Origin of the sequence: Curtobacterium sp. NPDC092190 (assembly GCF_044755625.1) — a bacterium.
Lineage (GTDB): Bacteria > Actinomycetota > Actinomycetes > Actinomycetales > Microbacteriaceae > Curtobacterium.
Genome location: NZ_JBIVRJ010000001.1, coordinates 536,177 through 561,126 on the forward strand (window position 1 = coordinate 536,177; position 24,950 = coordinate 561,126).

Genomic DNA, 24,950 nt, shown 5'->3' on the forward strand with positions numbered 1-24,950 from the left:
CGTGTGCGCGGCGCGGTGTCCGCCAGGGGGCGCGATCGGTCAGTCGACCGGGCGGCGCAGTGTGAGCGGCCCGTCGTGCAGCGGCTGCGTGGTCCACTCCCCCGTCGCCGTCCCCGCGGTCGGGTCGAGCCGGAGCCGGGCGGCGTGCGGGGTCTCGACGAAGCGGACGACGACCTCGACGGTGCCGTCGGGTCCGGTCGCACCGCTCGTGGCGAGCGGCCCCTCGACCGACCACGCGCCCTGACCGACCGGGACCGACAGCAGCCCGCCGTCGACGTCGACCGTGAGTCGCCAGCCCTCGGCGTCGGACTCCAACCGGAGCCCCTCGAGCACGCCGTCGGACTCGTAGGACCCGGCCACGGCGTCGGCCAGGCGACCGCCCTGCACCGGGGGCAGCCCGAGGGAGGCGAGCCGTGCCTCCAGACCGGGGTCCGCGTCGACACCGGCGGCCGTGCCCGCAGCGCCCCCGTCGCCGTCCTGCGGCGCGATCGCCGGCAGCAGGTGCTGCCAGGCCGCGTCGAGCACCGCCTGCATGTCGAGCGACTGCCCGGTCAGGGCGAGCACGACGTCCTGCTCCGGCAGCACGACGCAGAACTGGCCGTACGCGCCGTCGCCGCGGAAGCCGTGGCGGGCCATCCAGAACTGGAAGCCGTAGCCCTGCCGCCAGTCAGCGTTCTCCTCGTGGGGGTTGTCGACCTGCGTGCTCGTGGCGGCGTCGACCCAGTCCTCGTCGAGGATGCGCTGCCCGTCCCACACGCCCCGCTGCAGGTACAGCTGGCCGAGCGCTGCGACGGCGGCCGTCGGCGCGTACGCACCGCTGAACCCGAGCTCGGCGCCCGTGTCGTCGCGCTTCCACGCGAGGTCGTCGATGCCGAGCGGGTCGAGCAGGCGCGGGCGCAGGTAGTCGACGAGGGACTCGCCGCTCGCCCGGCGGACGATCGCGGCGAGCGTGTACGTGCACGGCTGGTTGTAAGCGAAGACCGTGCCGGGTTCCTCGTCCGGCGGGGTGAGGAGGAACCCGCGGACCAGGTCCTCCGGGTCGGTGGCCTCGGCCCGCTGCAGGGTCTCCTCGCGGTGCCCGGACGCCATCGCGAGCAGGTGGCGGACCCGGATCCGGCGACTGCGCTCGTCGGTGACGTCCGCGTCGAGCTCCGGGAAGCACGACAGCACCGTGGCGTCGAGGTCGACGAGCCCCTCACGGACGGCGATGCCGACGGCAGCGGCGGTGAAGCTCTTGCTGAGCGAGTAGAGGAGGTGGACGCGGTCCGCGGCGTAGGGGGCCCACCAGCCCTCGGCGGCCACCCGGCCGTGTCGCAGCAGCACGATGCTGTGCGGCTCGACGTCCGGTGTCGACTCGAGGGCGTCGAGGAACGCGGTGATCCCGCGGGCGTCGATGCCGAGGGCGGACGGGGTGCTGCGCGGGAACGTCGTCGTCACGCTCGAGAGCCTACGCGGCGAGCCCCCAGCGCTGCGGTGGCGACGCGGGGTCGAGCGACGTGGAGGCCGCGCGCGGGGCTGCGCCGGCGACGGCTGCCGACGGGCTCGTCTCGACGCCGCGGAACGGGTTCGTCCAGCGCCACCAGAGCCCCGGGTCCTCGATGGAGCGCTGGAGCTCGAGCGGCACGGTCACGGGGTCGTGGTGCTCGATCGAGAACCGTACGGAGCCGACCCGCTCGCCCCGCTCGCCGAGCGTGACGCTGTCGAGCCGGGTGCGTGCGGTGACCGTCGTGTCGCCCCAGACCAGGACCTCGGCGGCATCGGCGGCCACGGCGTCGGCGTCGTCCCGCCAGGGCGTCGAGTAGGTGCCGAAGGTCTGGCCGGCGTGCGTGAGCGTGACCGTCTGGAAGTTGTCGGCCACCGAGCGGAGCAGGCGGCGGACGTCGACGTCGAGTGACGGGTGGTCCCTGCCGCCGAGCATGACACCGACGACGGTGACCTGCCGGCCCCCGCGCTGGTACGTGGCGGCGAACAGCAGGCAGGCCCCCGCCTCGTCGAGCGTGCCGGTCTTGATGCCCTCGATGCCGTCCATGCCGAGGAGCTTGTTCGAGTTCTCGATCTCGCCCGCCCCGGGCACGGTCACCTGCTCCGTCCCGACGATCTCCTTCACGACGGGGTCAGCCAGTGCGAGCTGTCCGAGCCGCACCAGGTCGGTCGCCGTCGAGCGGTTCGCGGGGTCGAGGCCGGTCGGCTCGTGGATCGTCGTGTCGTCCAGCCCGTGCTCGTCCAGCCAGGCCGAGGCGGCGCGCTCGTAGCCGTCCATCGACCCGAAGGCCCAGAGCGCGAGTGCACCGGCGTAGTTGTTCGCCGACTTCATCAGCATGACCTGCATGGTCTGGTGCTCGGACAGCCGCAGGCCGTCCGGCATCGGCGCCACCTCGCCGTTCTGCGCCAGGTACTCGGCGTAGAGCGCCTGCATCTGCGCGTCGAAGCGGATCGTCGGGCCGGACTCCCCGCGGTCGAGCGGTCTCGCATCGAGCACGACCAGGGCCGTCACGACCTTGGTGATGCTCGCGATCGAGCGGGCCTTGGTGTCCCCGCTGGTGCGCAGGCTCTCCGGGAACCCGGTGGCCTGGACCGCGGTCGCCCCGTAGCCCGGGAACCGCAGGTCCGGCAGGGTCGAGGTCGGGGCGGAGTACTTCGTCGTGGTGGCGCTCGCCGGCGCGAACGGCACGACGGCGACGGCCACCAGGTACCCGACGGCGAGCAGGAGCACCGCGACGACGCCGATCGTCACGGGCCTCCTGACGGCGGAGCGGGGGCTGCGGACGACACGGGGCACGGGAACCGAGGGTACCGGGCAGTCCCGGGGTGCCGGCCGACAGCGAGCCGCCGGTCGTCCCCCGACCGTCGTGTGACGAACACGTAAAACATCGCGCTCCGGGATCCGTGCGTCGCCCGGCAGCCCCTAGCGTGCTGGACATGCACCACGGAACCACCCCGGGCGCCACGCGTGGCGGCCGCACCACCGCCCCGTCCACCGGCCCGGCCACCGACCCGGCCGAGGGCAAGAAGACCGCACCGGGCCCGGCTCCGGCCCCCGCTCCGGCTCCGGCTCCGGCTCCGGCTCCGGTCACGGTGCTCCAGCCCGACACCGGCCCGGTCCGGTCGTCGCGGTACCTGCCGGCCGAGGCCGATCGGGTGCTCTGGGGACGGCTCCCGAACGGCGACGACCGCCCGGTCGTGACGCTCACTCCCGGTGACGACCTGACGATCGACACCGTGAGCCACGAGGGGCTCCTGCCGGACCAGGGCAGCGACCCCGTCGCCTTCTTCGGCCGCCACGGCGTCGCGCCGGAGCACGTGCTCGCCGACGCGGTCGCGATCGCCCGGACCGGTCGCCGCGACCCGGAGCGGGACGGCCCGCACGTGGTCACCGGGCCGATCGCCGTCGACGGTGCCGAGCCGGGCGACGTCCTGACCATGACCGTGCTCGAGACGCTCCCCCGCGTGCCGTACGGCGTGGTGTCGAACCGGCACGGCCGCGGAGCCCTGCACGGCGAGTACCCGGTCGACGGGCGCACCGTCAGCGTCTTCGCCGACGTGGTGCCCGCCGACGACGGGCCCGGCGACGACGGACCCGGCGACGACCGGCTCCTCGGACGCATCCCGCTCACCGAGCGCGGCGACCGGTACGCCCGGTTCCCGCTCGCGCCCTTCCTCGGCATCATGGGCGTCGCGACCCCCGGCGAGCGGCTGCACTCGGTCCCGCCCGGACGTCACGGCGGCAACATCGACGTCAACCTGCTGCAGGCCGGTGCGCAGCTCCACCTGCCGGTCCTCGTGCCGGGTGCCCTGGCCTACGTCGGCGACCCGCACTTCGCGCAGGGGGACGGCGAGGTCGCGCTCACCGCCATGGAGGCCTCCCTCCGTGCAACGGTGCGCTTCGACGTCACGCCGGCCGCCGAGGCAGCGCAGCAGTTCGGGGAGCTCGTCTGGCCGCTCGTCGAGACGCGGGACCACCTGGTGCCGACCGGACTCGACCCCGACCTCGACGAGGCCGTCCGGGCCTGCGTCCGGCACGCGATCGCGATCCTGGGCGCGCGGTACGGCATGGAACCGCACCTGGCGTACGCCTACCTCAGCGCGGCGACGGACTTCGACGTGTCGCAGGTGGTCGACCTGGTGACCGGGGCGCACGCCCGCATCCGCAAGGCCGACTTCGCGGACGTCCGGTGACGGCCGCGGCACGGCCGACCGACGGTCCGTCGGCACCGACCGGCCTGCTCGACGCCCTCGACGCCTACGAACGGGCACTCGCCGACGACGACCTCGCGGCGCTCGACGACGCGTTCGTCCGCTCCGCCGACACCCTGCGCGGCGACGACCGCGGCCTGCTCGTCGGGCACGACGCGATCAGCACCTTCCGCGGTGCGCGGGGTGGAGTAGCACCGCGCCACCTGTCCCGCACCGAGGTCCGGCTGCTCGCCGAGGACCTCGCGCTCGTCGTCTCCGTCGCCGCGTTCCGCGACGGCGGCTCGGGTCTGCAGACCCAGCTCTGGCGCCGTCAGGCCGACAGGTGGCGCATCGAGGCGGCGCACGTCACCGGCCGATCCCGACCCCTCGACACCACCGTGTGGCGCGTCGTCGGCGACCCGCTCCTGCCGCCGACCGGCCGCGGCCGTCTCGACGGCGCCACGGTGGCGGTCAAGGACCTGTACGCCGTCGCCGGCCACCGCGTCGGGGCCGGCAACCCGACGTACCTGCAGGAGTCCGTGCCCGTCCCCGCCTCCGCAGCGGCGGTCGCCGCCCTCCTCGACGCCGGCGCGTCGGTCCGCGGCATCGCGCGGACGGACGAGTTCGCCTACGCCCTGACCGGACGCAACGAGCACCACGGCACCCCGCCGAACGGCGCCGACCCGTCGCGTGTGCCGGGAGGCTCGTCCAGCGGATCAGCGTCGGCCGTCCGTTCCGGGGTGGCGGACGTCGGACTCGGCACGGACACCGCGGGATCGCTGCGGATCCCCGCCTCGTACCAGGGGCTCTGGGGCCTGCGGACGACCCACGGCGTCGTCGACCGCGCCGGACTGCTGCCGCTCGCGCCGTCGTTCGACACCGTCGGGTGGCTGACCAGGGACGCCGACACCATGGTCCGTGCCCTCGACGCCTCGGTGCCGCACGGGTCGCACCCCGTGTCGGAGGCCGGGGCGCCGGTCGTGCTCGCGGAGCTCCTCGCCGCCGCGGACCCGGCGACGCAGGACGCCGTCCACGCCGTCGTCGGTGACCTGCCGGTCGTGACGCTCGACGACCTCGGGCTCCCCGCGCTCGAGGACCTCCGCGAGCTCCTGCGGCTCGTGCAGGGTGCCGAGGCGACGGCGGCGCACGGGAAGTGGATCGCGGCCCACCCCGGCGCCCTCGGGGCCGTCGTCGGGCAGCGGTTCGCCGCGGCCGCCGCGAACCCGCCGGACCTCGTCGCGGAGGCCCTCCGGCGCTTCCCCGGGGTCCGAGAAGCGATCCGAGCGGCCCTGGTCGACCGGGTGCTCGTCACGCCGACCGCTCCGGGCCCGGCCCCGTCGCTCGGCGCCGGCGCGGAGGAGCTCGAGCGCGTCCGCACCGCGACGACCACCATGACCGCGCTCGCGAGCGCGGGCGGGGTGCCCTCCCTGAGCGTGCCGGCGCTCACCGTCGACGACGCACCCGTCGGCCTGTGCCTGACCGGCGGGACCGGCACCGACCGAGCACTGGTGACCACGGCGGACCGCTGGCTGCGCGACGGGGTCGGCACGGGCCTCCCGGCCGGCGCTGCCTGAAGCGGTACGCCGGGCCGTCGACGAGCGGTCAGCTGGTCAGGTGGTCGGACGTGCAGCGCGCTGCGCGTGCGTGACCGCCCAGAGCCCCACCGCGCTCGCCGCCGCCACGTTGAGCGAGTCGACGCCGTGCGCCATCGGGATGCGGACCGTCGTGTCGGCGGAGGCGATCGCGGCGTCGGTCAGGCCCTGCCCCTCCGTGCCCATCACGAGCGCGACCCGCTCGGGGACGTCGGCGACGAACGCGTCCAGGTCGACCGAGCGGTCGGTGAGCGCCATCGCGGCGAGGTGGAAGCCCTGCGCGCGGAGTTCCTCGCCGGCGGCCGGCCACTCCCCGATGCGGGTCCACGGCACCTGGAGCACCGTGCCCATGCTCACCCGGACGCTCCGGCGGTACAGGGGGTCCGCGCAGCGCGGGCTCACCAGGACCGCGTCCGCCCCGAGGCCGGCGACGCTGCGGAACACCGCGCCGACGTTGGTGTGGTCGACGACGTCCTCGAGCACCACGACGACCTTCGCGTCCCGGACCACGTCGGCCACCGACGGCAGCTCCGGTCGGTGCATCGCGGCGAGGGCACCCCGGTGCATCCGGAAGCCGGTGAGGTCCTCGAGCAGCGCATCCGGTCCGACGAAGACCGGGCCGTCGTGGTCCGCCACCAGGGGCAGCACGCTGTCGAGCCACTTCTCCTGCACGATGACGCTCCGCGGGACGTGCCCGGCGCGGACCGCGCGCTCGATGACCGTGTTCGACTCGGCGATGTACAGCCCGCCCTCGGGCTCCGTGACCCGCCGCAGCGCCACGTCGGTGAGCCGGGCGAAGTCGTCGAGTCGGGGGTCGTCGAGAGAGTCGATGCGGACGGGGTGCACGGGGCTCGTTTCGTGGGAAGGCGGCTGGGCGTTCGGCTGTTGAGGGTACCGTGGACGACGTGCTGACCGACCCGATGACGGACGAGCTCGACCGCGTCGTGGAGCTGCTGACGGGCAAGCGCGTCGCCGTGCTCTCCGGCGCCGGGCTGAGCACCGACTCCGGCATCCCCGACTACCGCGGCGCGGGCCGGGTGGTGCGGAAGCCGATGACCTTCCAGGAGTTCCGCTCCGACCCGGCGAAGCGCCAGCGCTACTGGGCCGGTTCGCACCTGGGGTGGCGCACCTTCGCCGCCGCCCGGCCGAACACCGGTCACCGCGCGCTCGCCGCCCTCGAGGACGCCGGCATCGTCACCGGGGTCGTCACGCAGAACGTCGACGGCCTGCACCTCCGCGCCGGGTCCCGGCGGGTCGTGGAGATCCACGGCTCGATGGACCGCGCGGTCTGCCTGACGTGCGGGCAGGTGTTCTCGCGTGCCGACCTCGCCGGTGTGCTCGACCGCGAGAACCCCTGGATCGACGAGCCGGGCACGGTGCAGCTGCAGCCGGACGGCGACGTCGAGATCACCGACGTGGAGCGCTTCCGGGTGCCCGACTGCTCGGTGTGCGGCGGGGTGCTGAAGCCGGACGTCGTGTTCTTCGGCGAGTTCGTGCCCGCCGAGAAGTTCCGCGAGGCCGTCTCGATCGTCGCGGACGCCGACGCGCTGCTCGTCGTGGGCTCGTCGCTCACCGTGAACTCCGGCGTCCGACTGGTCGACCACGCCACCCGGCGGAAGCTCCCGGTCGTCATCGTGAACCGGGGAGCCACCCGCAGCGACCGGCGCGCGGTGGCGAAGCTCGACGCCGGCACCACGGAGACGCTCGAGGCACTGGCTGCGCGGCTCGTCCCGTCCGCCGCGGCGTCGGCTGCACCGGCGCCGCCCGCTGCGGAGTCGTCCGCTGCGGTGTCGGCTGCTGCGGAGTCGTCCGCTCCGGTGTCGGCTGCTGCGGAGTCGTCCGCTCCGGTGTCGGCTGCTGCGGAGTCGTCCGCTCCGGAGCGCTCTGGCAGGATCGACGGGTGACGACGCTCCTCACCCTGGTCCGGCACGGCGAGACCGACTGGAACGCGCAGCGGCGCATCCAGGGATCGACCGACATCCCCCTCAACGACACCGGACGTTCCCAGGCCGCGGCCACCGCGCTGCTCCTCGGTCGCCGACGGTTCGACGCGGTCGTCGCGTCACCGCTGTCACGCGCGTTCGAGACCGGCGCGATCCTCGCCCGCCACCTCGGGCTGCCGGAGCCAGCCACCCACCCGGGTCTCGCGGAGCGCTCGTACGGCGAGGCCGAGGGGCTCACCGACACCGAGGTCGCCCAGCGCTACCCGCACGACGACGTCCCCGGACGGGAGTCCCGCTCCGCGCTGCTCGCACGGGCGACCGAGACGCTGGCCGAGATCGCCGTCCGCTTCGACGCGGGGTCGGTCGTGGTCGCCACGCACGGTGCCGTCATCCGGGCCGTCGTCAACGCCGCGGCTCCCGGCACGGCGGACCGGTACACGACGCCGATCCGCAACGGGTCCGTGCACTCCTTCCGCTGGGACCCCGAGCGGTTCCGTGCCGAGCTCGTCCGCTTCGACGACCCGCTCGACGAGGTCTCGGAGCAGACGGACGATGAGTCCTTCGCCGAGCAGAACCCGCTCGAGCGCCGGTAGCGCGGGCGGCGGCCCGTCGCGCACGGTGGACCGGTACCGGACGGTGGACCGGTACCGGACCGTTACCTGCGGCTCCGCGAGCGCGGGGGCCCGCTCGGACTAGGCTCCGGTCCACGGGCGGCCCGACCACCGTCCGGTGGTGCTCGCACCCGTGCGCGAGGAGGGGCCGTGACGAACCAGGGACCGGTGGACGACCGAGTCGACTCGTCCGACGACCTCGACCGGGCGTTCGGCCCGGACACGGCCTCCGTCACCCGGCCGTCCACCGGCCAACGACTCCGACGCGGCACCGTCATCACGCTGTCCTTCGTCGCGGTCGGCGTCGTCATCGCCGTCGTCCTGTCGACGATCGTCGGCAGCATCCAGACCGGGGTCGGCGGGGTGTTCCCGCGACCCCAGGCAGCGCTCGACCGGTTCCGGACCGCGGCGGCCGACGTACCGGGTGTGCTCGCCGTCCGTGACGAGGAGACCACGCGCGACTCCCTCGCGGCCTACCGGGTGTCCGCCGTCGTCGAGGCGTCACCGGACCTGTCGCCCGGTCAGCAGGTCGACCTCGTCCGCGCCCTGAGCGCCGCGGCGGCCGACGCGGACGGCAGCGGAGTCGTCGTGTCGGCGGAGGCCCGCTTCGACACCCTGGTGGTCGGGGTCACGACGGACGCCGAGGTCACGCGACAGCGGCTCGAGGTCGCTCGCTCGGTCGCGGCGATCGGCGGGGTCGTCGCGGTGCGCAGCGACTGGGGTCCGGGGGCACCGTCGGACGAGCCGGACGCGCAGCGCGTCGAGCTCGCCACGGTCGGCACCGGTGTGGCCCTCGCCGCGATCATGGACGTCGCACAACGTGAGACGCACGGGGTCTTCCCCGGCGCCGAGGTGACCTCGCGTCAGCCGTCCTGACGACACCGCTGCTGTCGGCGCCGCCACCACTCGTGCGCCGGTCCCGGTCAGCGCTGCTCTCGGTCCTGCACCGCGCGCTCGACGGCCCGGGTCACCTGTTCCGCCGAGTCCTGCCACCGGAACCGGGCCGCCCGCTCGAGCGAGGCCCGCGATGCCTCGTCCCAGCGGTCCTCGAGTCGCCGCACCGCCGCTGCCACCGCGGACGGCGACGACGGGTCGAAGTACTCGGCCGCGTCCCCGCCGATCTCGCGGAAGATCGGGACGTCGCTGACGACCACCGGGGTCCCCACACCCATCGCCTCGACCAGGGGGATGCCGAAGCCCTCGTCGAACGAGGCCGTCGCCAGCGCCGTCGCCCCGCGCAGGGTCGCCAGGTACTCGTCGTCGGAGGCACCGTCGTGGAAGACGATCGCCCCGGTCGGCGCCAGGGCCTCGAGCCGTCGTCGGTCCGCGTCGGACACCCGCGACATGCAGTGCAGCGTCCAGTCGGCTCCGAGCAGGGGCAGTGCGGCCGCAAGCGTCTCGACGTTCTTGTACGGCATGAACGACCCCATGTAGACGAGCGTCCGCGCACGGCTCCCGTCGGGCTCGCGGGGCACGGCCGGGTCGGCCGCGTTGTACGCCACCGTGACGGGGCGCTTCGTCAGACGGTGTCGCTCGATGAGCCCCGCGGTGGTCTCGGACACCGTCACGACGCCGTCCGCGCCGTTCAGCAGCAGGCGTTGCGGCGCCCAGCTCAGGTGGAAGAGCCGCCAACCGAGCCGGATCGGCCACGAGAACTCCCGCGGAGGCGTGCGGTTCCGGTAGTAGATGAGGTCGTGCAGCGTGAGCACGAGGGCGTAGCGGCGGCCGCGGGACCCCATGGTCTGCATCGGTGAGAAGACCGCGTCGAGACCGAGCCGGTTCACCGTCCGGGCCACGAGCGGCTCCCCCGCGTCCGTCGGGGCCGGGATGCGTTCCCACGGGATGCCGTCGGGCAGCGACGCGAGCTGCCGTTCGTCGTGCACGAGCAGGACGTGGTCGTGCCGGTCGGGCAGGTGCGCGACGACGCCGGCGGTGAAGCGGCTGATGCCGTCGTGCCGACCGATCCGGACGTACCGGCAGTCGATGCCGATCCGCAGGCGCCTCACGACGCGGACTCCCCCGGGGTGCCGCCGGCCGACGGTGACGCCGCCGACGTGTCGGGAGCCTGCTGCGGTGCGGTGGACCTCGTCCTGCGCGGGTTCCCACGTCCGGCACGACGGCGGGCCGTCGGCTCGGCCATGCGACGGAGCACCGCGTCGGCGGCGGCTCCGGGCGTCTCGTAGTGCACGAGGTGTCCCACGTCGGGCACCACGACGAGCTCGGCGTCGCGGAGTCGGGAAGCGAGTGCACGCTGCTCGGGCAAGGCCGTGATGTCGTCGTGCTCCGCGGCGACCAGCAGCACGGGGACGTCGATGCGGTCGGCGTACTCGGACACGTCGTGCGTGACCGAGGTGCGGAACGCCTCGAGCACGCTCGTGCGGTCCGCGAACGCCGAGAAGTACCGGTCGTGCTGGTCGTGCACCCATCGCCGCAGGTCGCGGTCGCGTGACTTCAGCATGGCGAGGCTCATCGCCCGCACGATCGCGCGGTTCCGGAGCAGCCCGAGTCCGAGCGGCCTGGGGAGCACCGCGCCGGCCCGGTAGTAGCCGATCGCGATGCCGGTGCCGACGGCCCGGGGCCCCTGCAGCGCGGGTGCCGCGATCGGGTTCACCAGCACGAGCAGCCGGGTGTCGAGGCCGGCCGCGACGGTGGCCGCCGTGACGATCGACCCGAAGGAGTGTCCGAGCACCACGGTCTCGGGACCCAGGGCGAGCGCGCGGTGGAACCCGGTGAGCCACCCGACGTAGGCGTCGACGTCGGAGACCGGCAGCGGGTCGGAGATCCCGAAGCCGGGCAGGTCGGGGACGACCACGCGGACGCCCCGGAGGTGGGCGGCGATCGTCTCGAGTCCGTGGTGGTCGCCGCGGAACCCGTGCACGGCGAGGACCGTCTCGGTGGCGTCGGCCGGCCCGTACTCCCAGTAGTGCGTGGTGCGGCCGTCGAGGGTCACGGCCCGGTGCACGACCGGCGTCGCGGCGACGAGCGACTGGTACGGGGAGATCACGGGTGGTTGCATCGCGGCCAGTCTACGAAGCGGCGACCGGGCGGGGTGCGCCCCGCGCCCCGCTGTGGAGGACGACGGACGGGAGGGACGCTGTGGAGGGGTGTCGCGCCTCCCGTCCGGCCACGTGACGCGGTCGTCACGGCGACCCGCGGACAGCAGCAGGAGCACGCGCCTACTGTGGCCGTGGTCGGGCCACGCCGCCGGCCCGCCGACGACGAGGAGCACGCTTGACGTTCACGGCCCCGATCCAGCTGCCCGGCCTGACCCTGGACCCGCAGTGGTACAAGCGCTCGGTCTTCTACGAGTGCATGATCCGCTCGTTCGTCGACTCGAACGGCGACGGCATCGGGGACATCCAGGGCGTCATCGGCAAGCTCGACTACCTGCAGTGGCTCGGCGTCGACGCCATCTGGCTGCCGCCGTTCTTCCAGTCGCCGATGCGCGACGGCGGGTACGACATCTCCGACTACCGGGCGATCCTGCCCGAGTTCGGCACGCTCGACGACTTCCGCGAGCTCGTCACGAAGTCGCACGAGCGGAACATGCGCATCGTCATCGACATGGTGATCAACCACACCTCCGACCAGCACGAGTGGTTCCAGCAGTCCCGCGAGGACCCGGACGGCCCCTACGGCGACTTCTACGTGTGGCGTGACACCGACGAGCACTACGAGAACATCCGCATCATCTTCGTGGACACCGAGGAGTCGAACTGGACCTTCGACCCGGTCCGCCGGCAGTTCTTCTTCCACCGGTTCTTCTCGCACCAGCCCGACCTCAACTTCGAGAACCCGGCCGTGGTCGAGGCCGTCTACGACGTCGTGCGGCACTGGCTCGACCTCGGTGTGGACGGGCTGCGGCTCGACGCCATCCCCTACCTCTTCGAGTCCGAGGAGGGCAACGGCGAGGGCGAGCCGGAGACCCACGAGTTCATCAAGAAGCTCCGGGCCATGGTCGACGACGAGTACCCCGGGCGTGTCCTGCTCGCCGAGGCGAACCAGTGGCCGCGTGAGACCGCCGCGTTCTTCGGCACCGACGAGGAGCCGGAGTGCCACATGGCGTTCGACTTCCCGGTGATGCCGCGCATCTTCTACTCGCTCCGCGCGCAGCACGCCGCCGAGCTCAAGGCGATCCTGTCCGAGACCCTCGACGTCCCCGAGAAGGCCGCGTGGGGGGTGTTCCTCCGCAACCACGACGAGCTCACGCTCGAGATGGTCAGCGAGGAGTACCGCCAGGCGATGTACGGCTGGTACGGCTACGACCCGCGCATGCGGTCGAACATCGGCATCCGTCGTCGCCTCGCTCCCCTGCTCGACAACTCACGGGCCGAGCTCGAGCTCATCCACGCCCTGCTGTTCTCGCTGCCCGGGTCGCCGTTCCTGTACTACGGGGACGAGATCGGCATGGGCGACAACATCTGGCTGCCGGACCGCGACTCCTCGCGCACGCCGATGCAGTGGACCCCGGACCGCAACGCGGGCTTCTCGACCGCCGACCCGGGCAAGCTGTACCTGCCGGTCGTGCAGTCGCTCGTCTACAACTACGCGCAGGTCAACGTCGAGGCGCAGCTCGCCCAGTCCCGCTCCCTGCTGCACTGGGTCCGCAACGTCATCCACGTCCGCAAGGCGCACCCGGTCTTCGGCCTGGGCTCGCTGCACGTGCAGGACACCACCAACGACTCGGTGCTCGCGTTCGTCCGGTCGTGGGAGGGGTCCGGGCAGCAGTTCGGCCCGTCCGCCGAGGACGTCCTCTGCGTGTTCTCCTTCGCCACCAACCCGACGTCGGTGACGATCTCGGCGCCGGAGTTCGCCGGACGGCCGCTGTACGACCTGTTCGGCGGCGGGTCGTTCCCCGCGTTCGACGAGGACGGCAACGTCACCCTCACCATGGGGACGCAGTCGTTCTACTGGCTGCACGTGGGCGCGCCGGTCGGCGTGTAGCGAGCGTCGGCGGGCGGCCGCCGGTCGGGGGCGACCGTCCGTCGGAGGGCGACCGTCCGTCGGAGGGCGGCCGTCCGTCGGAGAGCGACCGTCCGTCGGAGGGCAACCGTCCGTCGGAGGGCGACCGTCCGTCGGGGAGGCGCTGCCGGCCTGGAGGCTCGACTCGCCCCCGCCGGGTGGCTCACCACCCGCTCGTCGCCGCGTCCGGCGCATCGACCGGGGCGCACCGGCCGCGCTCGTCGACCAGGACGCGGGCGGGTCGCGGCGTGCCCGCCAGGCGGGTCGCGTGGAGCGTGTCGGACCGTCCCGTTAGCCTCGTGCCGTGACGTACTCCCCAGCAGCGCTCGACACGCCCGCACCCGCCGCCCCGGCCGTGCAGGACCTGAGCGGTCGTCCCTGGTGGCACGCGCTCGGCGTGTTCGACCTCGAGACCACCGGCGTCGACGTCGAGACCGCCCGCATCGTCACGGCGCACGTCGGCCTGATCGACATGACCGGACGCTCCATCGCGGAGGGTGCCTGGATCGCCGATCCCGGGATCGCGATCCCCGAGGGCGCTGCCGCCGTGCACGGCTACACGACCGAGCGCGCCCAGGCCGAGGGGCGCCCGGCCGGCGAGGTCGTCGCCGAGATCGTGGCAGCGGTCGAGGCCGTGTTCGCGCGCGGCATCCCGCTCGTGATCTACAACGCTCCGTACGACCTGACGGTGCTCGACCGCGAGGCCCGACGGCACGGCATCGCCTCCCCCGTCATCGGCAACGTCGTCGACCCGCTCGTGATGGACAAGGCGCTCGACACCTACCGCAAGGGCAAGCGCACGCTCGAGGCAGCGTCCGAGCTCTACGGCGTGACGTTGTCCGACGCCCACGACGCCGCCGCGGACGCGATCGCTGCCGGGCGTGTCGCGCAGGCCATCGCGGCGAAGTACCCGGAGGAGCTCGGTGTCTCCGCCGAGGAGCTGCACCGCAAGCAGGTCGGCTGGTGTGCCGAGCAGGCCACCTCGTTCCAGGACTACATGCGGAAGAAGCGCGACCCCTCGTTCACCGCCGACGGTCGCTGGCCGCACCGCAACGGCTCGTAGCGTCGCGGTCGCCGCGGCGCCGTCTCCGCGCCGCCACTGAGCCGCTGTCGCCGCGCCGCCACTGGGCCGCTGAGCCGGTGTTGCCGCGCCGGCGCTGAGCGGCCGCTGTCGCCGCGCGCCGCAGCTGGGCCGCCCTGCGAGCGGTGCCGCGCATCGGAGCTCCCGGCCAGCGCCGGGCGCCGGCGTCCGGCACCCGCTGCGGTCCCGCAGAACCGGGAGCACGTCGCGCCGTGGAATCACGTGGTGCGACGTGCTCTCCGTGGTGCGCGAGCATCGCGCACCACGGCCCGCGCACCGCGGCCTGCGCACCACGGTCTGCGCACCTCGCAGCCCGCGCACCACGGCCCGTGCACCGCGGACCGCGCACCGCGGCTGCGTCGCACGGTGCGCTGCCGGCCGTCGGGCGGAGCGACGCTGCCACCTCGACCGGCGAGCGTTCCCGGCGGTCCCACACCGAGCCTCCCGGCCGTGACCGCGGTTCGCGCCCGCAGTACGCGCACAGCCAGACGCACCTCGAACCATGTGAACGCCTGGCGCGACGTGCTTCGTGTTGCGCGCGAGCGCCACGCGCCACGGCGCGACAGACGACGCCGCCGTGCGCGCATGCTGGACGCCGCGCCCGCGCCCTACCCGTGCCGTCGCGCTGTGGCACCGTGGCACCGTGGCACCGTGGCACCGTGGCACCGTGGCACCGTGGCACCGTGGCACCGTGCCCGCACTGTCGTGCCCCGTCTCGGATGCTGCGCCCCGGTGTGCCGGGGCACAGCATCCGCAGCAGGGCGCGTCTCGCGTTCTCACCGACCACAGCGCGCCGTACCCGGACCCGGCGCCCCACCCCGGCACCACCACCCGGGCAACGCAGAACGGGCGGCCCTCCCGAAGGAGGGCCGCCCGTCCGAGCGCGAACGCGGACTTACTTGCTGAAGCCCTTGAAGCGCTGGTTGAACTTCTCGACGCGACCGGCCGAGTCGAGGATGCGCTGCTTGCCCGTGTAGAACGGGTGCGACGCCGACGAGATCTCGACGTCGATGACCGGGTAGGTCGCACCGTCGAGCTCGATGGTCTTGTCGCTGGTCGCGGTCGAACGCGTCAGGAACGTCTCACCGGAGGCCAGGTCGCGGAAGACGATGGCGTTGTACTCGGGGTGGGTGTCGGTCTTCATGGAGATTCCTCGGTTGGAGATTGTGGGAGATGCGCGGACGGCCGGTTCGAGCGGACTCGATCGGGACCCCCGCGCGGGAAGTCTGCGGCGTGCGCCAGCCGTCCACGTTACCAGACGACGGGCAGGATCGGGAGCGTCAGGCCGCGCGCGCCGTGTACCGACCGGCGTCCTTCGAGACGGTCAGCTCCACGCCGAAGGCCTGGGACAGCGTGGGAGCCGTCAGGACCTCGTCGATGGGGCCGGCGGCCTGGATCCCACCGTCGGCGAGCACGAGGGCGTGCGTGAAGCCCTCGGGGATCTCCTCCACGTGGTGGGTGACGATGACGATCGCCGGCGAGTCGCTGCTCTGCGCGTAGCCGCCGAGCGTGCGCACCAAGCTCTCGCGCGCACCGAGGTCGAGCGAGGCAGCCGGCTCGTCGAGGAACAGCACCTCGGGATCGGTCATCACGGCGCGCGCGATCTGCACGCGCTTCTGCTCGCCGTCGCTCAGCTCACCGAACGTGCGGTCGGTGAAGTCACCGAGGCCCCACTCGTCGAGCACCCGCTGGGCGCGGCGGACGTCGAGCTCCTCGTACTCCTCGTTCCAGCGACCGGTGACCGAGTACGCGGCGGTGAGCACGACGTCGACGACCTTCTCGGTGACCGGGATCCGGCGGGCGAGGGCGGTCGACGCGAAGCCGATGCGCGGACGCAGCTCGAACAGGTCCGCGCCGCCGAGCTCGGTGCCGAGCACCTCGACACTGCCCGACGTCGGGAACGTCTGGGCACCGGCCACCTGCAGCAGCGTGGTCTTGCCGGCGCCGTTGGCACCGAGCACCACCCAGCGTTCGTCGTCCTGCACCTCCCACGAGATCCCGTCGAGGATGGTGGCCCCGTTGCGGACCACGGAGACGTCTGACAAGCGCACGACCGAGGGCATGGCTCCAGCCTACGGCTTCCGGGCGAGCACCTCGTCGTAGACCTGCCGCGTGCGGTGCGCGATCGCGTCCCACGTGAACTCGCTCTCGACGCGGAGGCGTCCTGCGCGTCCCATGAGCTTGGCGAGCCCCTCGTCGGCCAGGACCTCGTCCAGCGTCCGGGCGAGGTCGGCCACGAAGCGGTCCGGGTCGTTCGGCGTGCCGGTGCCGTCCTGTGCCTGGTCGATCGGGACGATGCGCCCGGTCAGCCCGTCGGCGACGACCTCGGGGATGCCGCCCGTGCGCGTGCCGACCACGGGGATGCCACAGGCCATGGCCTCGAGGTTGACGATGCCGAGCGGCTCGTAGATCGACGGGCAGACGAACACGGTCCCCGACGACAGGACGTTCACGACCTCCTGGTGGGAGAGCATCCGGTCGATCCAGACCACACCGTCGCGCTCCGCGCGCAGGGACTCGACGAGTCCGGTCACCTCGGCCATGATCTCCGGCGTGTCCGGAGCGCCCGCGCACAGCACGATCTGCACGTCCGACGGCAGCGACGCCACCGCGCGGAGCAGGTACGGCAGGCCCTTCTGCCGGGTGATCCGGCCGACGAACACGACCGAGCGGCGCGACGGGTCGATGCCGAGCGCGCGCACGGCGTCCTCGTCGACGGTCGGCTTCCACTCGTCGATGTCGATGCCGTTGTAGACGACGTGGACCTTCGCCGGGTCGATGGACGGGTAGGAGCGCAGGATGTCCGCCCGCATGGCCTTCGAGACCGCGATCACGCCGTCGGCCTGCTCGAACGCCTCACGTTCCATCCAGCTCGACAGGCGGTAGCCGCCCCCGAGCTGCTCGGCCTTCCACGGGCGCAGTGGCTCGAGGCTGTGGGCCGTGACCACGTGCGGGATGCCGTGGGTGAGCTGCGCGATGCGCCCCGCGGCGTTGGCGTACCAGGTGTGGGAGTGCACCAGGTCGGCGCCCGCGACGTCGGCGGCGATGCGGACGTCGGTACCGAGCGCCTGGAGCGCGCCGTTCGCGTCCTCGAGGCCCTCGGGCGTGCGGTACGCCCACACGCCCTCCTCGTCACGGAACGCCCCGAAGGCGCGCACCCGGACGTCCGTGTCCGTCCCCGACCGCAGCGCAGCCGTGAGCTCGGCCACGTGGACACCCGCTCCGCCGTAGACCTCCGGCGGATACTCCCTGGTCAGTAGATCGACTCGCACGGACTCAACGTAACGGGTTCGCCGTCCGGACGCCTACTGTGAACCACATGGCACCAAAGAAGGTATTCGGCATCGTCCTCGCCGGCGGCGAGGGCAAGCGGCTCATGCCGCTCACGGCCGATCGCGCGAAGCCCGCCGTCCCGTTCGGCGGCAACTTCCGTCTCATCGACTTCGCGCTCTCCAACCTCGTGAACTCCGGGTTGCAGAAGATCGTCGTCCTGACCCAGTACAAGTCGCACAGCCTCGACCGTCACGTGGCCGAGACCTGGCGCATGGAGGGGCTCCTCGGGTCCTACGTCGCGTCGGTGCCGGCGCAGCAGCGACTCGGCAAGCGGTGGTTCGCCGGTTCGGCGGACGCGATCCTGCAGTCCCTCAACCTGCTCCGCGACGAGCGCCCGGACATCGTGGTCGTGGTCGGTGCGGACCACGTCTACCGCATGGACTTCCACCAGATGATCGAGGCGCACATCGCCTCCGGCCGCAGTGCCACGGTCGCGGCGATCCGGCAGCCGATCGGCCTCGCGGACCAGTTCGGCGTCATCCAGGTGGACCAGGACGACCCGACCAAGATCGACGCGTTCCTCGAGAAGCCGAAGGACGCCGTCGGCCTGGCCGACTCGCCCGACGAGATCCTCGCGTCGATGGGCAACTACGTGTTCAACGCCGACGCCCTCGTCGACGCGGTGCTCCGCGACGGCCAGATCGAGTCGAGCAAGCACGACATGGGCGGCGACATCGTCCCCGACTTCGTGGCCCGCGGCGACGCCGGCGTCTACGACCTGCAGCGCAACGACGTGCCCGGCTCGAACGACCGCGACCGGTACTACTGGCGCGACGTGGGGACGATCGACTCGTTCTTCGACGCCCACATGGACCTCATCGCGCCGGTCCCGGTCTTCAACCTGTACAACCAGGACTGGCCGATCTTCAACCAGCAGACGAACCTGCCGCCGGCGAAGTTCGTCCGCGACGCGAACGGCAACACCGGCTCGACGGTCGACTCGATCGTGGCGCTCGGGTGCCTGCTCTCCGGCGCCCAGGTGGAGCGCAGCGTCATCGGTCCGTGGTGCGGGATCGACTCGGGCGCGAAGGTCCTCGACTCCATCGTGTTCGAACGGGCGTCCATCGGCGCCGGTTCGGTCGTGAACCGCGCGATCCTCGACAAGGACGTGGTCATCGCGCCCGGTGCGCAGGTCGGCGTCGACCGCGAGACCGACGAGGCCCGCGGCTTCACCGTCACGGAGTCCGGCATCACGGTCGTCGGCAAGGGCGTCCGCGTCGAGGCCTAGTCCGGGACGGTCGCCGAGTCCGGGCTGCACCTACCGACGTCGGCAAGGGCGTCCGCGTCGAGGCCCGACCCCGCCGCACCGGCCTGGAGGCGCGGCTGACGTCACAGACGTCGGCCGCGCCTCCTGCTGTCGGTACCGTTGGTCCGTGCCACGCTTCCTCGTCGTCCTCGATGCCGACTCCACGCTGCTCGAGGACGAGGTCATCGAACTGCTCGCCGACCACGCCGGGACCCGGCCACAGGTGCAGGCGGTGACGGAGCGCGCCATGCGCGGCGAGATCGACTTCGCCGAGAGCCTCCGGGAGCGGGTCGCGACCCTGGCGGGCCTCCAGGCCGGCGTCTGCACGCGCGCACAGCAGGCGGTCCGCGTCACGCGCGGAGCCGAGGAGCTCGTCCGGGGCGTCCACGCCGCAGGTGGCACGGTCGGCGTCGTGTCCGGCGGCTTCCACGAGGTGCTCGACCCCTTCGCCGCGCGGCTCGGCCTCGACCACTGCCGGGCGAACCGTCTCGAGGTGGTCGACGGCGTGCTCTCCGGACGGGTGCTCGGTGACGTCGTCGACGCCGAGGCGAAGGCCGAGACCCTGCGTGCGTGGGCCGGGGCGGACGACGTCCCGCTGTCGCGCACGGTCGCGGTCGGCGACGGCGCCAACGACCTGGTCATGATGGGTGTCGCCGCCCTGGGCGTGGCCTTCGACGCGAAGCCGCTGGTGCGCGAGCGGGCGGACGTGGCGGTCGTCGACCGCGACCTGTCCGCGGTGCTCGCGACGCTGGGCCTGCGGGGCTGAGCCGCACGCGCCGCGGAGCCGAGTCTCGCCTCCGCGGACGCGTTCGCGGACTCCACGTCGCGAACGTGTCCGCCCAGCCGAGCCTCGAGGACGGTCCGAGCGGGCCGCCGGTCGGTGTCCGGGGCTAGTGACCCATCCCGAGACCGCCGTCGACCGGGATCACCGCACCCGAGACGTACCCGGCACCGTCGCTCGCCAGGAAGAGCGTGGCGTCGGCGACGTCGTCGACCGTGCCGTAGCGCGCCGCCGGGATCTGCTTCTTGAACTCGGCCTGCAGCTCCTCGGGCAGGGCTGCGGTCATGTCGGTCTGGATGAACCCCGGCGCGACGACGTTGGCCGTGATGCCGCGCGACCCGAGCTCGCGCGTGATCGAGCGCGCCATGCCGACCAGGGCAGCCTTGGACGAGGCGTAGTTGACCTGACCGACCTGGCCGTAGGCGCCCACGACGCTCGACATGAGCACGATGCGGCCGAACTTCGCCTTCATCATCCCCTTGGTCGCGCGCTTGACGACCCGGAACGTGCCGGTCAGGTTCGTGTCGACGACGCTCGTGAAGTCCTCCTCGGACATGCGGAGCAGGAGCTGGTCGTTCGTGATGCCCGCGTTGGCGACGAGGACCTCGATCGGCCCGAGCTCGGCCTCGACCTGCGTGAAGGCCGCGTCGACCGAGGCGGAGTCGGTGATGTCCGCGGCGACGGTGAGCGCCCCCTCGGGTCCGCCCTGGCCGCTGCGGGAGGTCACGGCGACCCGGTGCCCGGCGGCGACGAAACGCGCTGCGAGGGCGTGCCCGATGCCGCGGTTGCCGCCGGTGATGAGGACGGTACGGGGGGTGGTCATGATCGCTCCGTTCGAGTGGTGGTGACGCGGTGTCCGCCGACCTGACGGCCGAGCCGTGGGCCGCTGGACACGCCCGGACGAGCGTACCGGAGCCGTTCCCCGCAGCTGTCCCCCGCGCGGCGGGGCAACTGTCGGTGGTCCGGGCTTAGGCTTGACCCTGGCGAATGGAAGAACACCGTATGAAGTCGACGCAGCGCCGGTTCCACGCGACGCACACCCACTCCGGGTCCACGCAGAGCATCACGTCCCTGCCGGACTCCCCCGAGCTGGACCGGGCGCACCGCCTGTCCAAGTACGTCTGGCAGATGGCCGTGCGCGTGGTGTGCTTCATCGGCGCCGTCCTCGTGTGGACGACCTGGCACACCTGGCTCGCGGTCATCCCGATCGTCCTCGCCGCGGTCATCCCGTGGGTCGCGGTCATCCTCGCCAACGCCGGCAACCACGCCGAGAGCGACATCGTCGCCCCGGCCGGAGCCATCGAGCTCTACGACGCCGTCGACCCCCGCCTCCGCGAGCAGCAGGAGGACGCCCGGGCCGAGGCCTACCGTGCCGAGCAGGAACGCCTCCGCGAGCAGGCCCAGCACGCGCAGGAGGAGTGGCAGCGGAACGGCGACCGCTCCCGTGTGTGGTCCGCGAAGTCCCGGACGCGCCGCTGATGGGGGCGACGTTCGACCTCTTCACGGAGCCCGGCGCGACACCGGTCTGCTCCCGGGCCGGCTGCACGAACACCGCCGAGTGGCGGATCAACTGGCGGAACCCGCGCATCCACGCCGTCGACCGCGTGAAGATCTGGGCGGCCTGCGAGGAGCACTGCGACTTCCTCGCCGACTACCTGCGCTCCCGCTCCTTCCCGGTCCGGGTGACCGGGATGCACGAGGACGTCGACAGCCTCGACGACGTCCGTGCGCGGGAGGACGCCCCGAAGAACGACGTCGGGGTGCGCTCCAGCGGCACCGGACGATGACGGACGAGTTCGACCCCAGCGCCCGCTACGGCCGGAAGCACGCCGCGAAGCTCCAGCGCGACGCCGCTCCCGGGTCCGTCCACGCGGACACCACCGACGGCCCGACGGTCGGCTGGCGGTTCGTCCGGAGCCGCCGCTGGCTCGGGTACTTCGCGATCGCCGTGGCCTTCGCGATCATCTGCACGCTCTTCGGGATGTGGCAGTGGGACCGGCGCAACGAGGCCGTCCGGCAGAACGAGCAGATCGCGCAGAACTACGACCACACGCCCGTGCCGCTCGACCAGGCGCTCCCCCGGGCCTCGTCCTGGACCGACGACCAGCAGTGGCTCCGGGTCGAGGTCACCGGTCGGTACGACGTCGACGACCAGCTCCTCGTCCGCAACCGCGTGCACAACGGCCAGCCCGGGTTCGAGGTCCTCACGCCGCTCGTCACCGCCGACGGTCGCGCGTTCGTCGTCGACCGCGGGTGGGTGCCGACCGGCAACCGGCAGGACGCGCCGGACGGCGTCCCCGCTCCGCCGAGCGGACAGGTGACGGTGATCGCACGCCTGCAGCAGAGCGAGCCGCGCATCCCCGGCCGCACCGACCCCTCGCACACCGACCAGGTGCAGTCGGTGACGCTCGCCGACGTCGCGGGCAAGGTCGACGCCCCGATCTGGACGGGCGCGTACGGCCAGCTCGCCTCCGAGTCCCCCGCTCCTGCGGAGGCCCGGCCCCTCGGGTGGGACCGTCCGTCCGCGGACACCGGTCTGCACCTCAGCTACTTCATCCAGTGGTTCCTCTTCGCCGCCGGAGGATTCGGCTTCCTGGCCTACGTGATGGTGCAGGAGTACCGGAACCTCAACCAGGACGACCCCGAGGAGCGCGAGCGTGCCCTCGAACGGCAGCGGCGGAAGGACGCCAAGCCGAGGTCCGACGACGAGGTCGAGGACGAGCTGCTCGGCGCGCACCGCTGACGGGTCGCGACCCCGGGACGGACGGGAGGCGCGGTGCCGGCCGGCACCGTCCTCCCTCGCAGGCTCGGTCGGCGCGCCCCGCGCAACGCTCCGCGTTGCCGTCGAGCGGTGCGCGCCCGTCCGTCAGGGGGTCGCTACGCCAGCTCGATGAGCTCCGCGTAGTCCTTGTTCCAGTGGTCCTCGGTACCGTCCGGCAGCAGCAGCACCCGCTCGGGGTTGAGCGCGTCGACCGCACCGGCGTCGTGGGACACGAGCACCACGGCGCCCTCGAAGCCGGCCAGCGCGTTGAGGATCTCCTCGCGCGACGCCGGGTCGAGGTTGTTCGTGGGCTCGTCGAGCAGCAGCACGTTCGCGCCCGACACGACGATCATCGCGAGCGACAGCCGGGTCTTCTCACCACCGGACAGGACGCCGGCCTTCTTGTAGCCGTCGTCGCCGGTGAACAGGAACGAACCGAGCACACGACGGGCCTCGGTCTCGTTGAGGTCCGTCGACGCCGACACCATGTTCTCGATCACCGTGCGGTTCACGTCGATGTTCTCGTGCTCCTGCGCGTAGTACCCGATCCGCAGGCCGTGCCCGGGCAGGATCTCGCCCGTGTCCGGTCGGTCCGCACCGGCCAGGATCCGGAGCAGCGTCGTCTTGCCCGCACCGTTGAAACCGAGGATCACCACGCGCGACCCTCGGTCGATCGCCAGGTCCACCCCGGCGAAGATCTCGAGCGAGCCGTACGACTTCGACAGCCCCTCGGCCATCAGCGGAGTGCGACCGCACGGTGCCGGCGTGGGGAAGCGGATCTTCGCGACGCGGTCGGCGACGCGCTCGTCCTCCAGTCCGGCGAGCAGCTTGTCCGCGCGCGCGACCATCTGGTGCGCAGCGGCAGCCTTCGACGCCTTCGCGCCGAAGCGGGCGGCCTGGTCCTTCAGGGTCGCCGCCTTCTTCTCGGCGCCGGCGCGCTCCTTGCGGCGGCGCTCCTCGTCGGCCACGCGCTGCCGCTGGTAGAGCTTCCACCCCATGTTGTAGACGTCGATGGTCTGACGGTTCGCGTCCAGGTAGAAGACGCGGTTGACGACCTCGTCCACCAGCTCCACGTCGTGGGAGATGATGATGACGCCGCCGGGGTAGGTCTTCAGGTGCTCGCGGAGCCACACCACGGAGTCGGCGTCGAGGTGGTTCGTCGGCTCGTCGAGGATCATCGTCTCGGCGTCCGAGAACAGGATGCGGGCGAGTTCGATGCGCCGGCGCTGGCCACCCGACAGGGTCTTCAGCTGCTGGTCGAGGATGCGGTCCGGCAGCTTGAGGTTCGATGCGATCGACGCCGCTTCCGCCTCGGCGGCGTACCCGCCGAGCGCGTTGAACTGGTCGTCGAGTCGGCTGTACCGCCGCATGGCCTTCTCGGCCACGTCGGCGTCGTCGCTCGCCATGTCGAGCGTCGCCTGACGGATGCCCTCGACGAGCTCGCCGAGACCACGGGCGTCGAGGATGCGCTTGCGCGCGGTGTCCTCGGGGTTGCCCGAGCGCGGGTCCTGCGGCAGGTAGCCGATCTCCCCCGAGCGCTCGATCTTGCCGTCGGTCGGCTGCGACTCGCCGGCGAGGGCCTTCGTCATCGTGGTCTTGCCGGCGCCGTTGCGCCCGACGAGCCCGATCTTGTCACCCTTCTCGACGCGGAAGGACACGTGCTCCATGAGGAGGCGAGCGCCTACGCGGATCTCGAGGTCGTGCACGGCAAGCACAGGAGGACGTCCAATCAGTTGGTGATGTGCACAACGACGTGTGCGGGAGGTGCACCGCTACGCTGACGGGACCGATGGTCCTCGAACGGGACCAGCAGTCCATTCTAGGAGAATCCATGACGAACGCCACCGGGTTCGCTCGCCGCGCAGTCCTCGCCGACCGTCTTCGCACCTCGGGGCTCGCCACCGACGCCGCCCTGGTCGCCGGCGGCGCGCTGTTCACCGCCGCGATGGCACAGCTCCAGGTGCCGATGTGGCCGGTCCCGATCACCGGGCAGACCCTGGCCGTCGTGCTCGTCGGCGCCACGCTCGGCGCCCGACGCGGCATCCTGTCGCTGCTCGTCTACGCCGTCGCGGGCCTCGCGGGCGCACCGTTCTTCGCCGAGTTCTCCGGTGGCCTCGCGGCCCTGGCATCGCCGAGCTTCGGCTACGTCATCGGATTCGTGCCGGCCGCCGGCCTGGTCGGCTGGCTCGCCCGCCGGAACTGGGACCGGAAGGTCGGGCGTGCCACGGTCGCGATGCTCCTGGCGACCGCCGTCCCCTTCGTCACGGGCCTGCCCTGGCTCGCGGTGGTGCTCGGTCAGCTCGGCGCGCCGAACGACGTCCAGTCGGTGCTCGCCGCCGGCCTCTACCCGTTCATCGTCGGTGGCGTCGCCAAGGCCCTCATCGCCGCCGGTGTCCTGCCCCTGGCGTGGAAGCTGGTCGGCCGCCGCTGACGCACCCGCACGACGACGGGCCCCGCACCTGCTGGT

Annotated in this window: 22 protein-coding genes and 1 pseudogene; 13 read left to right on the plus strand and 10 right to left on the minus strand. The window is 72.7% G+C overall.

The window, feature by feature from the left end; genetic code table 11:
- Positions 1–39 precede the first annotated feature (39 nt).
- Complete coding sequence (locus ACIQFY_RS02530; RefSeq protein WP_400338139.1) at positions 40–1,437, minus strand: serine hydrolase domain-containing protein; 1,398 nt, start codon at positions 1,435–1,437, stop codon at positions 40–42.
- 10 nt (positions 1,438–1,447) lie between these two features.
- Complete coding sequence (locus tag ACIQFY_RS02535; RefSeq protein ID WP_209682524.1) at positions 1,448–2,779, minus strand: D-alanyl-D-alanine carboxypeptidase family protein; 1,332 nt, start codon at positions 2,777–2,779, stop codon at positions 1,448–1,450.
- Between the two features lie 140 nt (positions 2,780–2,919).
- On the opposite strand from ACIQFY_RS02535, the gene ACIQFY_RS02540 reads away from it, so the two are divergent.
- The gene (locus ACIQFY_RS02540; protein WP_400338142.1) at positions 2,920–4,176 is read left to right on the plus strand and encodes an acetamidase/formamidase family protein; all 1,257 of its coding nucleotides are present in this window, start codon (positions 2,920–2,922) and stop codon (positions 4,174–4,176) included.
- Positions 4,173–5,747 carry an AtzH-like domain-containing protein gene (locus ACIQFY_RS02545; RefSeq protein ID WP_400338144.1) on the plus strand — a complete coding sequence of 525 codons (1,575 nt, stop codon included), beginning with the start codon at positions 4,173–4,175 and terminating at the stop codon, positions 5,745–5,747. The genes ACIQFY_RS02540 and ACIQFY_RS02545 overlap by 4 nt, the downstream gene beginning before the upstream one ends.
- A 36-nt stretch (positions 5,748–5,783) precedes the next feature.
- On the opposite strand, the gene ACIQFY_RS02550 is transcribed toward ACIQFY_RS02545, so the two are convergent.
- On the minus strand, positions 5,784–6,611 hold the full coding sequence (locus ACIQFY_RS02550) for an RNA methyltransferase (protein ID WP_066654382.1): 828 nt from the start codon (positions 6,609–6,611) through the stop codon (positions 5,784–5,786).
- Between the two features lie 74 nt (positions 6,612–6,685).
- Here ACIQFY_RS02550 and ACIQFY_RS02555 point away from each other — a divergent pair.
- The 3 genes and pseudogenes from ACIQFY_RS02555 to ACIQFY_RS02565 all read left to right on the plus strand — a co-directional run.
- Positions 6,686–7,492, plus strand: a pseudogene (locus tag ACIQFY_RS02555) (Sir2 family NAD-dependent protein deacetylase); the annotation flags it as partial.
- Positions 7,493–7,665: 173 nt separating this feature from the next.
- Positions 7,666–8,301: a histidine phosphatase family protein gene (locus ACIQFY_RS02560; RefSeq protein WP_400338146.1), complete on the plus strand. Its 636-nt coding sequence runs from the start codon at positions 7,666–7,668 to the stop codon at positions 8,299–8,301.
- Between the two features lie 168 nt (positions 8,302–8,469).
- On the plus strand, positions 8,470–9,195 hold the full coding sequence (locus tag ACIQFY_RS02565; protein ID WP_066654388.1) for a hypothetical protein: 726 nt from the start codon (positions 8,470–8,472) through the stop codon (positions 9,193–9,195).
- A gap of 47 nt (positions 9,196–9,242) precedes the next feature.
- Here the strand turns inward: ACIQFY_RS02565 and ACIQFY_RS02570 are convergent, their stop codons facing one another.
- Both ACIQFY_RS02570 and ACIQFY_RS02575 read right to left on the minus strand, forming a co-directional pair.
- Positions 9,243–10,316, minus strand: a complete 1,074-nt coding sequence (locus tag ACIQFY_RS02570; RefSeq protein WP_066658246.1) for a glycosyltransferase family 1 protein — start codon at positions 10,314–10,316, stop codon at positions 9,243–9,245.
- 5 nt (positions 10,317–10,321) lie between these two features.
- A complete protein-coding gene (locus ACIQFY_RS02575; RefSeq protein ID WP_209682516.1) occupies positions 10,322–11,335 on the minus strand; it encodes an alpha/beta fold hydrolase in 1,014 nt (337 codons plus the stop codon).
- Positions 11,336–11,550: 215 nt separating this feature from the next.
- On the opposite strand from ACIQFY_RS02575, the gene treS reads away from it, so the two are divergent.
- Positions 11,551–13,263 carry a maltose alpha-D-glucosyltransferase gene (gene treS, locus ACIQFY_RS02580; RefSeq protein ID WP_251155510.1) on the plus strand — a complete coding sequence of 571 codons (1,713 nt, stop codon included), beginning with the start codon at positions 11,551–11,553 and terminating at the stop codon, positions 13,261–13,263.
- A 382-nt stretch (positions 13,264–13,645) separates the two neighbouring features.
- Entirely contained in the window at positions 13,646–14,344 is a 699-nt protein-coding gene (locus ACIQFY_RS02585) for a 3'-5' exonuclease (protein ID WP_066658248.1), read from the plus strand.
- A 913-nt stretch (positions 14,345–15,257) separates the two neighbouring features.
- On the opposite strand, the gene ACIQFY_RS02590 is transcribed toward ACIQFY_RS02585, so the two are convergent.
- The 3 genes from ACIQFY_RS02590 to glgA all read right to left on the minus strand — a co-directional run bounded on the left by ACIQFY_RS02590 (position 15,258) and on the right by glgA (position 17,634).
- On the minus strand, positions 15,258–15,506 hold the full coding sequence (locus ACIQFY_RS02590) for a type B 50S ribosomal protein L31 (protein WP_022905175.1): 249 nt from the start codon (positions 15,504–15,506) through the stop codon (positions 15,258–15,260).
- Positions 15,507–15,642: 136 nt separating this feature from the next.
- Positions 15,643–16,425 carry an ABC transporter ATP-binding protein gene (locus ACIQFY_RS02595; RefSeq protein ID WP_066654391.1) on the minus strand — a complete coding sequence of 261 codons (783 nt, stop codon included), beginning with the start codon at positions 16,423–16,425 and terminating at the stop codon, positions 15,643–15,645.
- A gap of 9 nt (positions 16,426–16,434) precedes the next feature.
- Positions 16,435–17,634: a glycogen synthase gene (glgA, locus tag ACIQFY_RS02600; RefSeq protein WP_066654393.1), complete on the minus strand. Its 1,200-nt coding sequence runs from the start codon at positions 17,632–17,634 to the stop codon at positions 16,435–16,437.
- A gap of 47 nt (positions 17,635–17,681) precedes the next feature.
- On the opposite strand from glgA, the gene glgC reads away from it, so the two are divergent.
- Positions 17,682–18,923, plus strand: coding sequence for a glucose-1-phosphate adenylyltransferase (gene glgC / locus ACIQFY_RS02605; RefSeq protein ID WP_066654395.1), 1,242 nt, complete (start codon positions 17,682–17,684; stop codon positions 18,921–18,923).
- A gap of 145 nt (positions 18,924–19,068) precedes the next feature.
- Complete coding sequence (serB, locus tag ACIQFY_RS02610; RefSeq protein WP_251155006.1) at positions 19,069–19,707, plus strand: phosphoserine phosphatase SerB; 639 nt, start codon at positions 19,069–19,071, stop codon at positions 19,705–19,707.
- 124 nt (positions 19,708–19,831) lie between these two features.
- Here serB and fabG read toward each other — a convergent pair whose 3' ends face one another.
- Positions 19,832–20,545 (minus strand): 3-oxoacyl-ACP reductase FabG, encoded by a 714-nt coding sequence (fabG, locus tag ACIQFY_RS02615; RefSeq protein ID WP_066654398.1) that lies wholly within the window; start codon positions 20,543–20,545, stop codon positions 19,832–19,834.
- A 179-nt stretch (positions 20,546–20,724) separates the two neighbouring features.
- On the opposite strand from fabG, the gene ACIQFY_RS02620 reads away from it, so the two are divergent.
- Genes ACIQFY_RS02620 through ACIQFY_RS02630 form a run of 3 tightly spaced genes read left to right on the plus strand, consistent with a single transcriptional unit; the run spans position 20,725 to position 22,465 of the window.
- Positions 20,725–21,201, plus strand: coding sequence for a DUF3099 domain-containing protein (locus ACIQFY_RS02620; RefSeq protein WP_251155007.1), 477 nt, complete (start codon positions 20,725–20,727; stop codon positions 21,199–21,201).
- A complete protein-coding gene (locus tag ACIQFY_RS02625) occupies positions 21,201–21,509 on the plus strand; it encodes a hypothetical protein (protein ID WP_081985298.1) in 309 nt (102 codons plus the stop codon). The genes ACIQFY_RS02620 and ACIQFY_RS02625 overlap by 1 nt, the downstream gene beginning before the upstream one ends.
- Complete coding sequence (locus tag ACIQFY_RS02630) at positions 21,506–22,465, plus strand: SURF1 family protein (RefSeq protein WP_400338150.1); 960 nt, start codon at positions 21,506–21,508, stop codon at positions 22,463–22,465. Before ACIQFY_RS02625 ends, ACIQFY_RS02630 begins: the two co-directional genes overlap by 4 nt.
- Before the next feature lie 134 nt (positions 22,466–22,599).
- Here the strand turns inward: ACIQFY_RS02630 and ACIQFY_RS02635 are convergent, their stop codons facing one another.
- The gene (locus ACIQFY_RS02635) at positions 22,600–24,198 is read right to left on the minus strand and encodes an ABC-F family ATP-binding cassette domain-containing protein (RefSeq protein ID WP_066654400.1); all 1,599 of its coding nucleotides are present in this window, start codon (positions 24,196–24,198) and stop codon (positions 22,600–22,602) included.
- A gap of 74 nt (positions 24,199–24,272) precedes the next feature.
- Between ACIQFY_RS02635 and ACIQFY_RS02640 the strand changes: the two genes are divergently transcribed.
- Positions 24,273–24,914 carry a biotin transporter BioY gene (locus ACIQFY_RS02640; RefSeq protein WP_400338152.1) on the plus strand — a complete coding sequence of 214 codons (642 nt, stop codon included), beginning with the start codon at positions 24,273–24,275 and terminating at the stop codon, positions 24,912–24,914.
- Positions 24,915–24,950 lie beyond the last annotated feature (36 nt).

Excerpts from the sequence above, each read along its gene's own strand:
- fabG (WP_066654398.1), bottom strand. The coding sequence starts at position 20,545 with ATGACCACCCCCCGTACCGTCCTCATCACCGGCGGCAACCGCGGCATC.
- ACIQFY_RS02575 (WP_209682516.1), bottom strand. The coding sequence starts at position 11,335 with ATGCAACCACCCGTGATCTCCCCGTACCAGTCGCTCGTCGCCGCGACG.
- ACIQFY_RS02590 (WP_022905175.1), bottom strand. The coding sequence starts at position 15,506 with ATGAAGACCGACACCCACCCCGAGTACAACGCCATCGTCTTCCGCGAC.
- ACIQFY_RS02625 (WP_081985298.1), top strand. The coding sequence starts at position 21,201 with ATGGGGGCGACGTTCGACCTCTTCACGGAGCCCGGCGCGACACCGGTC.
- ACIQFY_RS02640 (WP_400338152.1), top strand. The coding sequence starts at position 24,273 with ATGGTCCTCGAACGGGACCAGCAGTCCATTCTAGGAGAATCCATGACG.
- ACIQFY_RS02540 (WP_400338142.1), top strand. The coding sequence starts at position 2,920 with ATGCACCACGGAACCACCCCGGGCGCCACGCGTGGCGGCCGCACCACC.
- glgC (WP_066654395.1), top strand. The coding sequence starts at position 17,682 with ATGGCACCAAAGAAGGTATTCGGCATCGTCCTCGCCGGCGGCGAGGGC.
- ACIQFY_RS02595 (WP_066654391.1), bottom strand. The coding sequence starts at position 16,425 with ATGCCCTCGGTCGTGCGCTTGTCAGACGTCTCCGTGGTCCGCAACGGG.
- ACIQFY_RS02620 (WP_251155007.1), top strand. The coding sequence starts at position 20,725 with ATGAAGTCGACGCAGCGCCGGTTCCACGCGACGCACACCCACTCCGGG.
- ACIQFY_RS02630 (WP_400338150.1), top strand. The coding sequence starts at position 21,506 with ATGACGGACGAGTTCGACCCCAGCGCCCGCTACGGCCGGAAGCACGCC.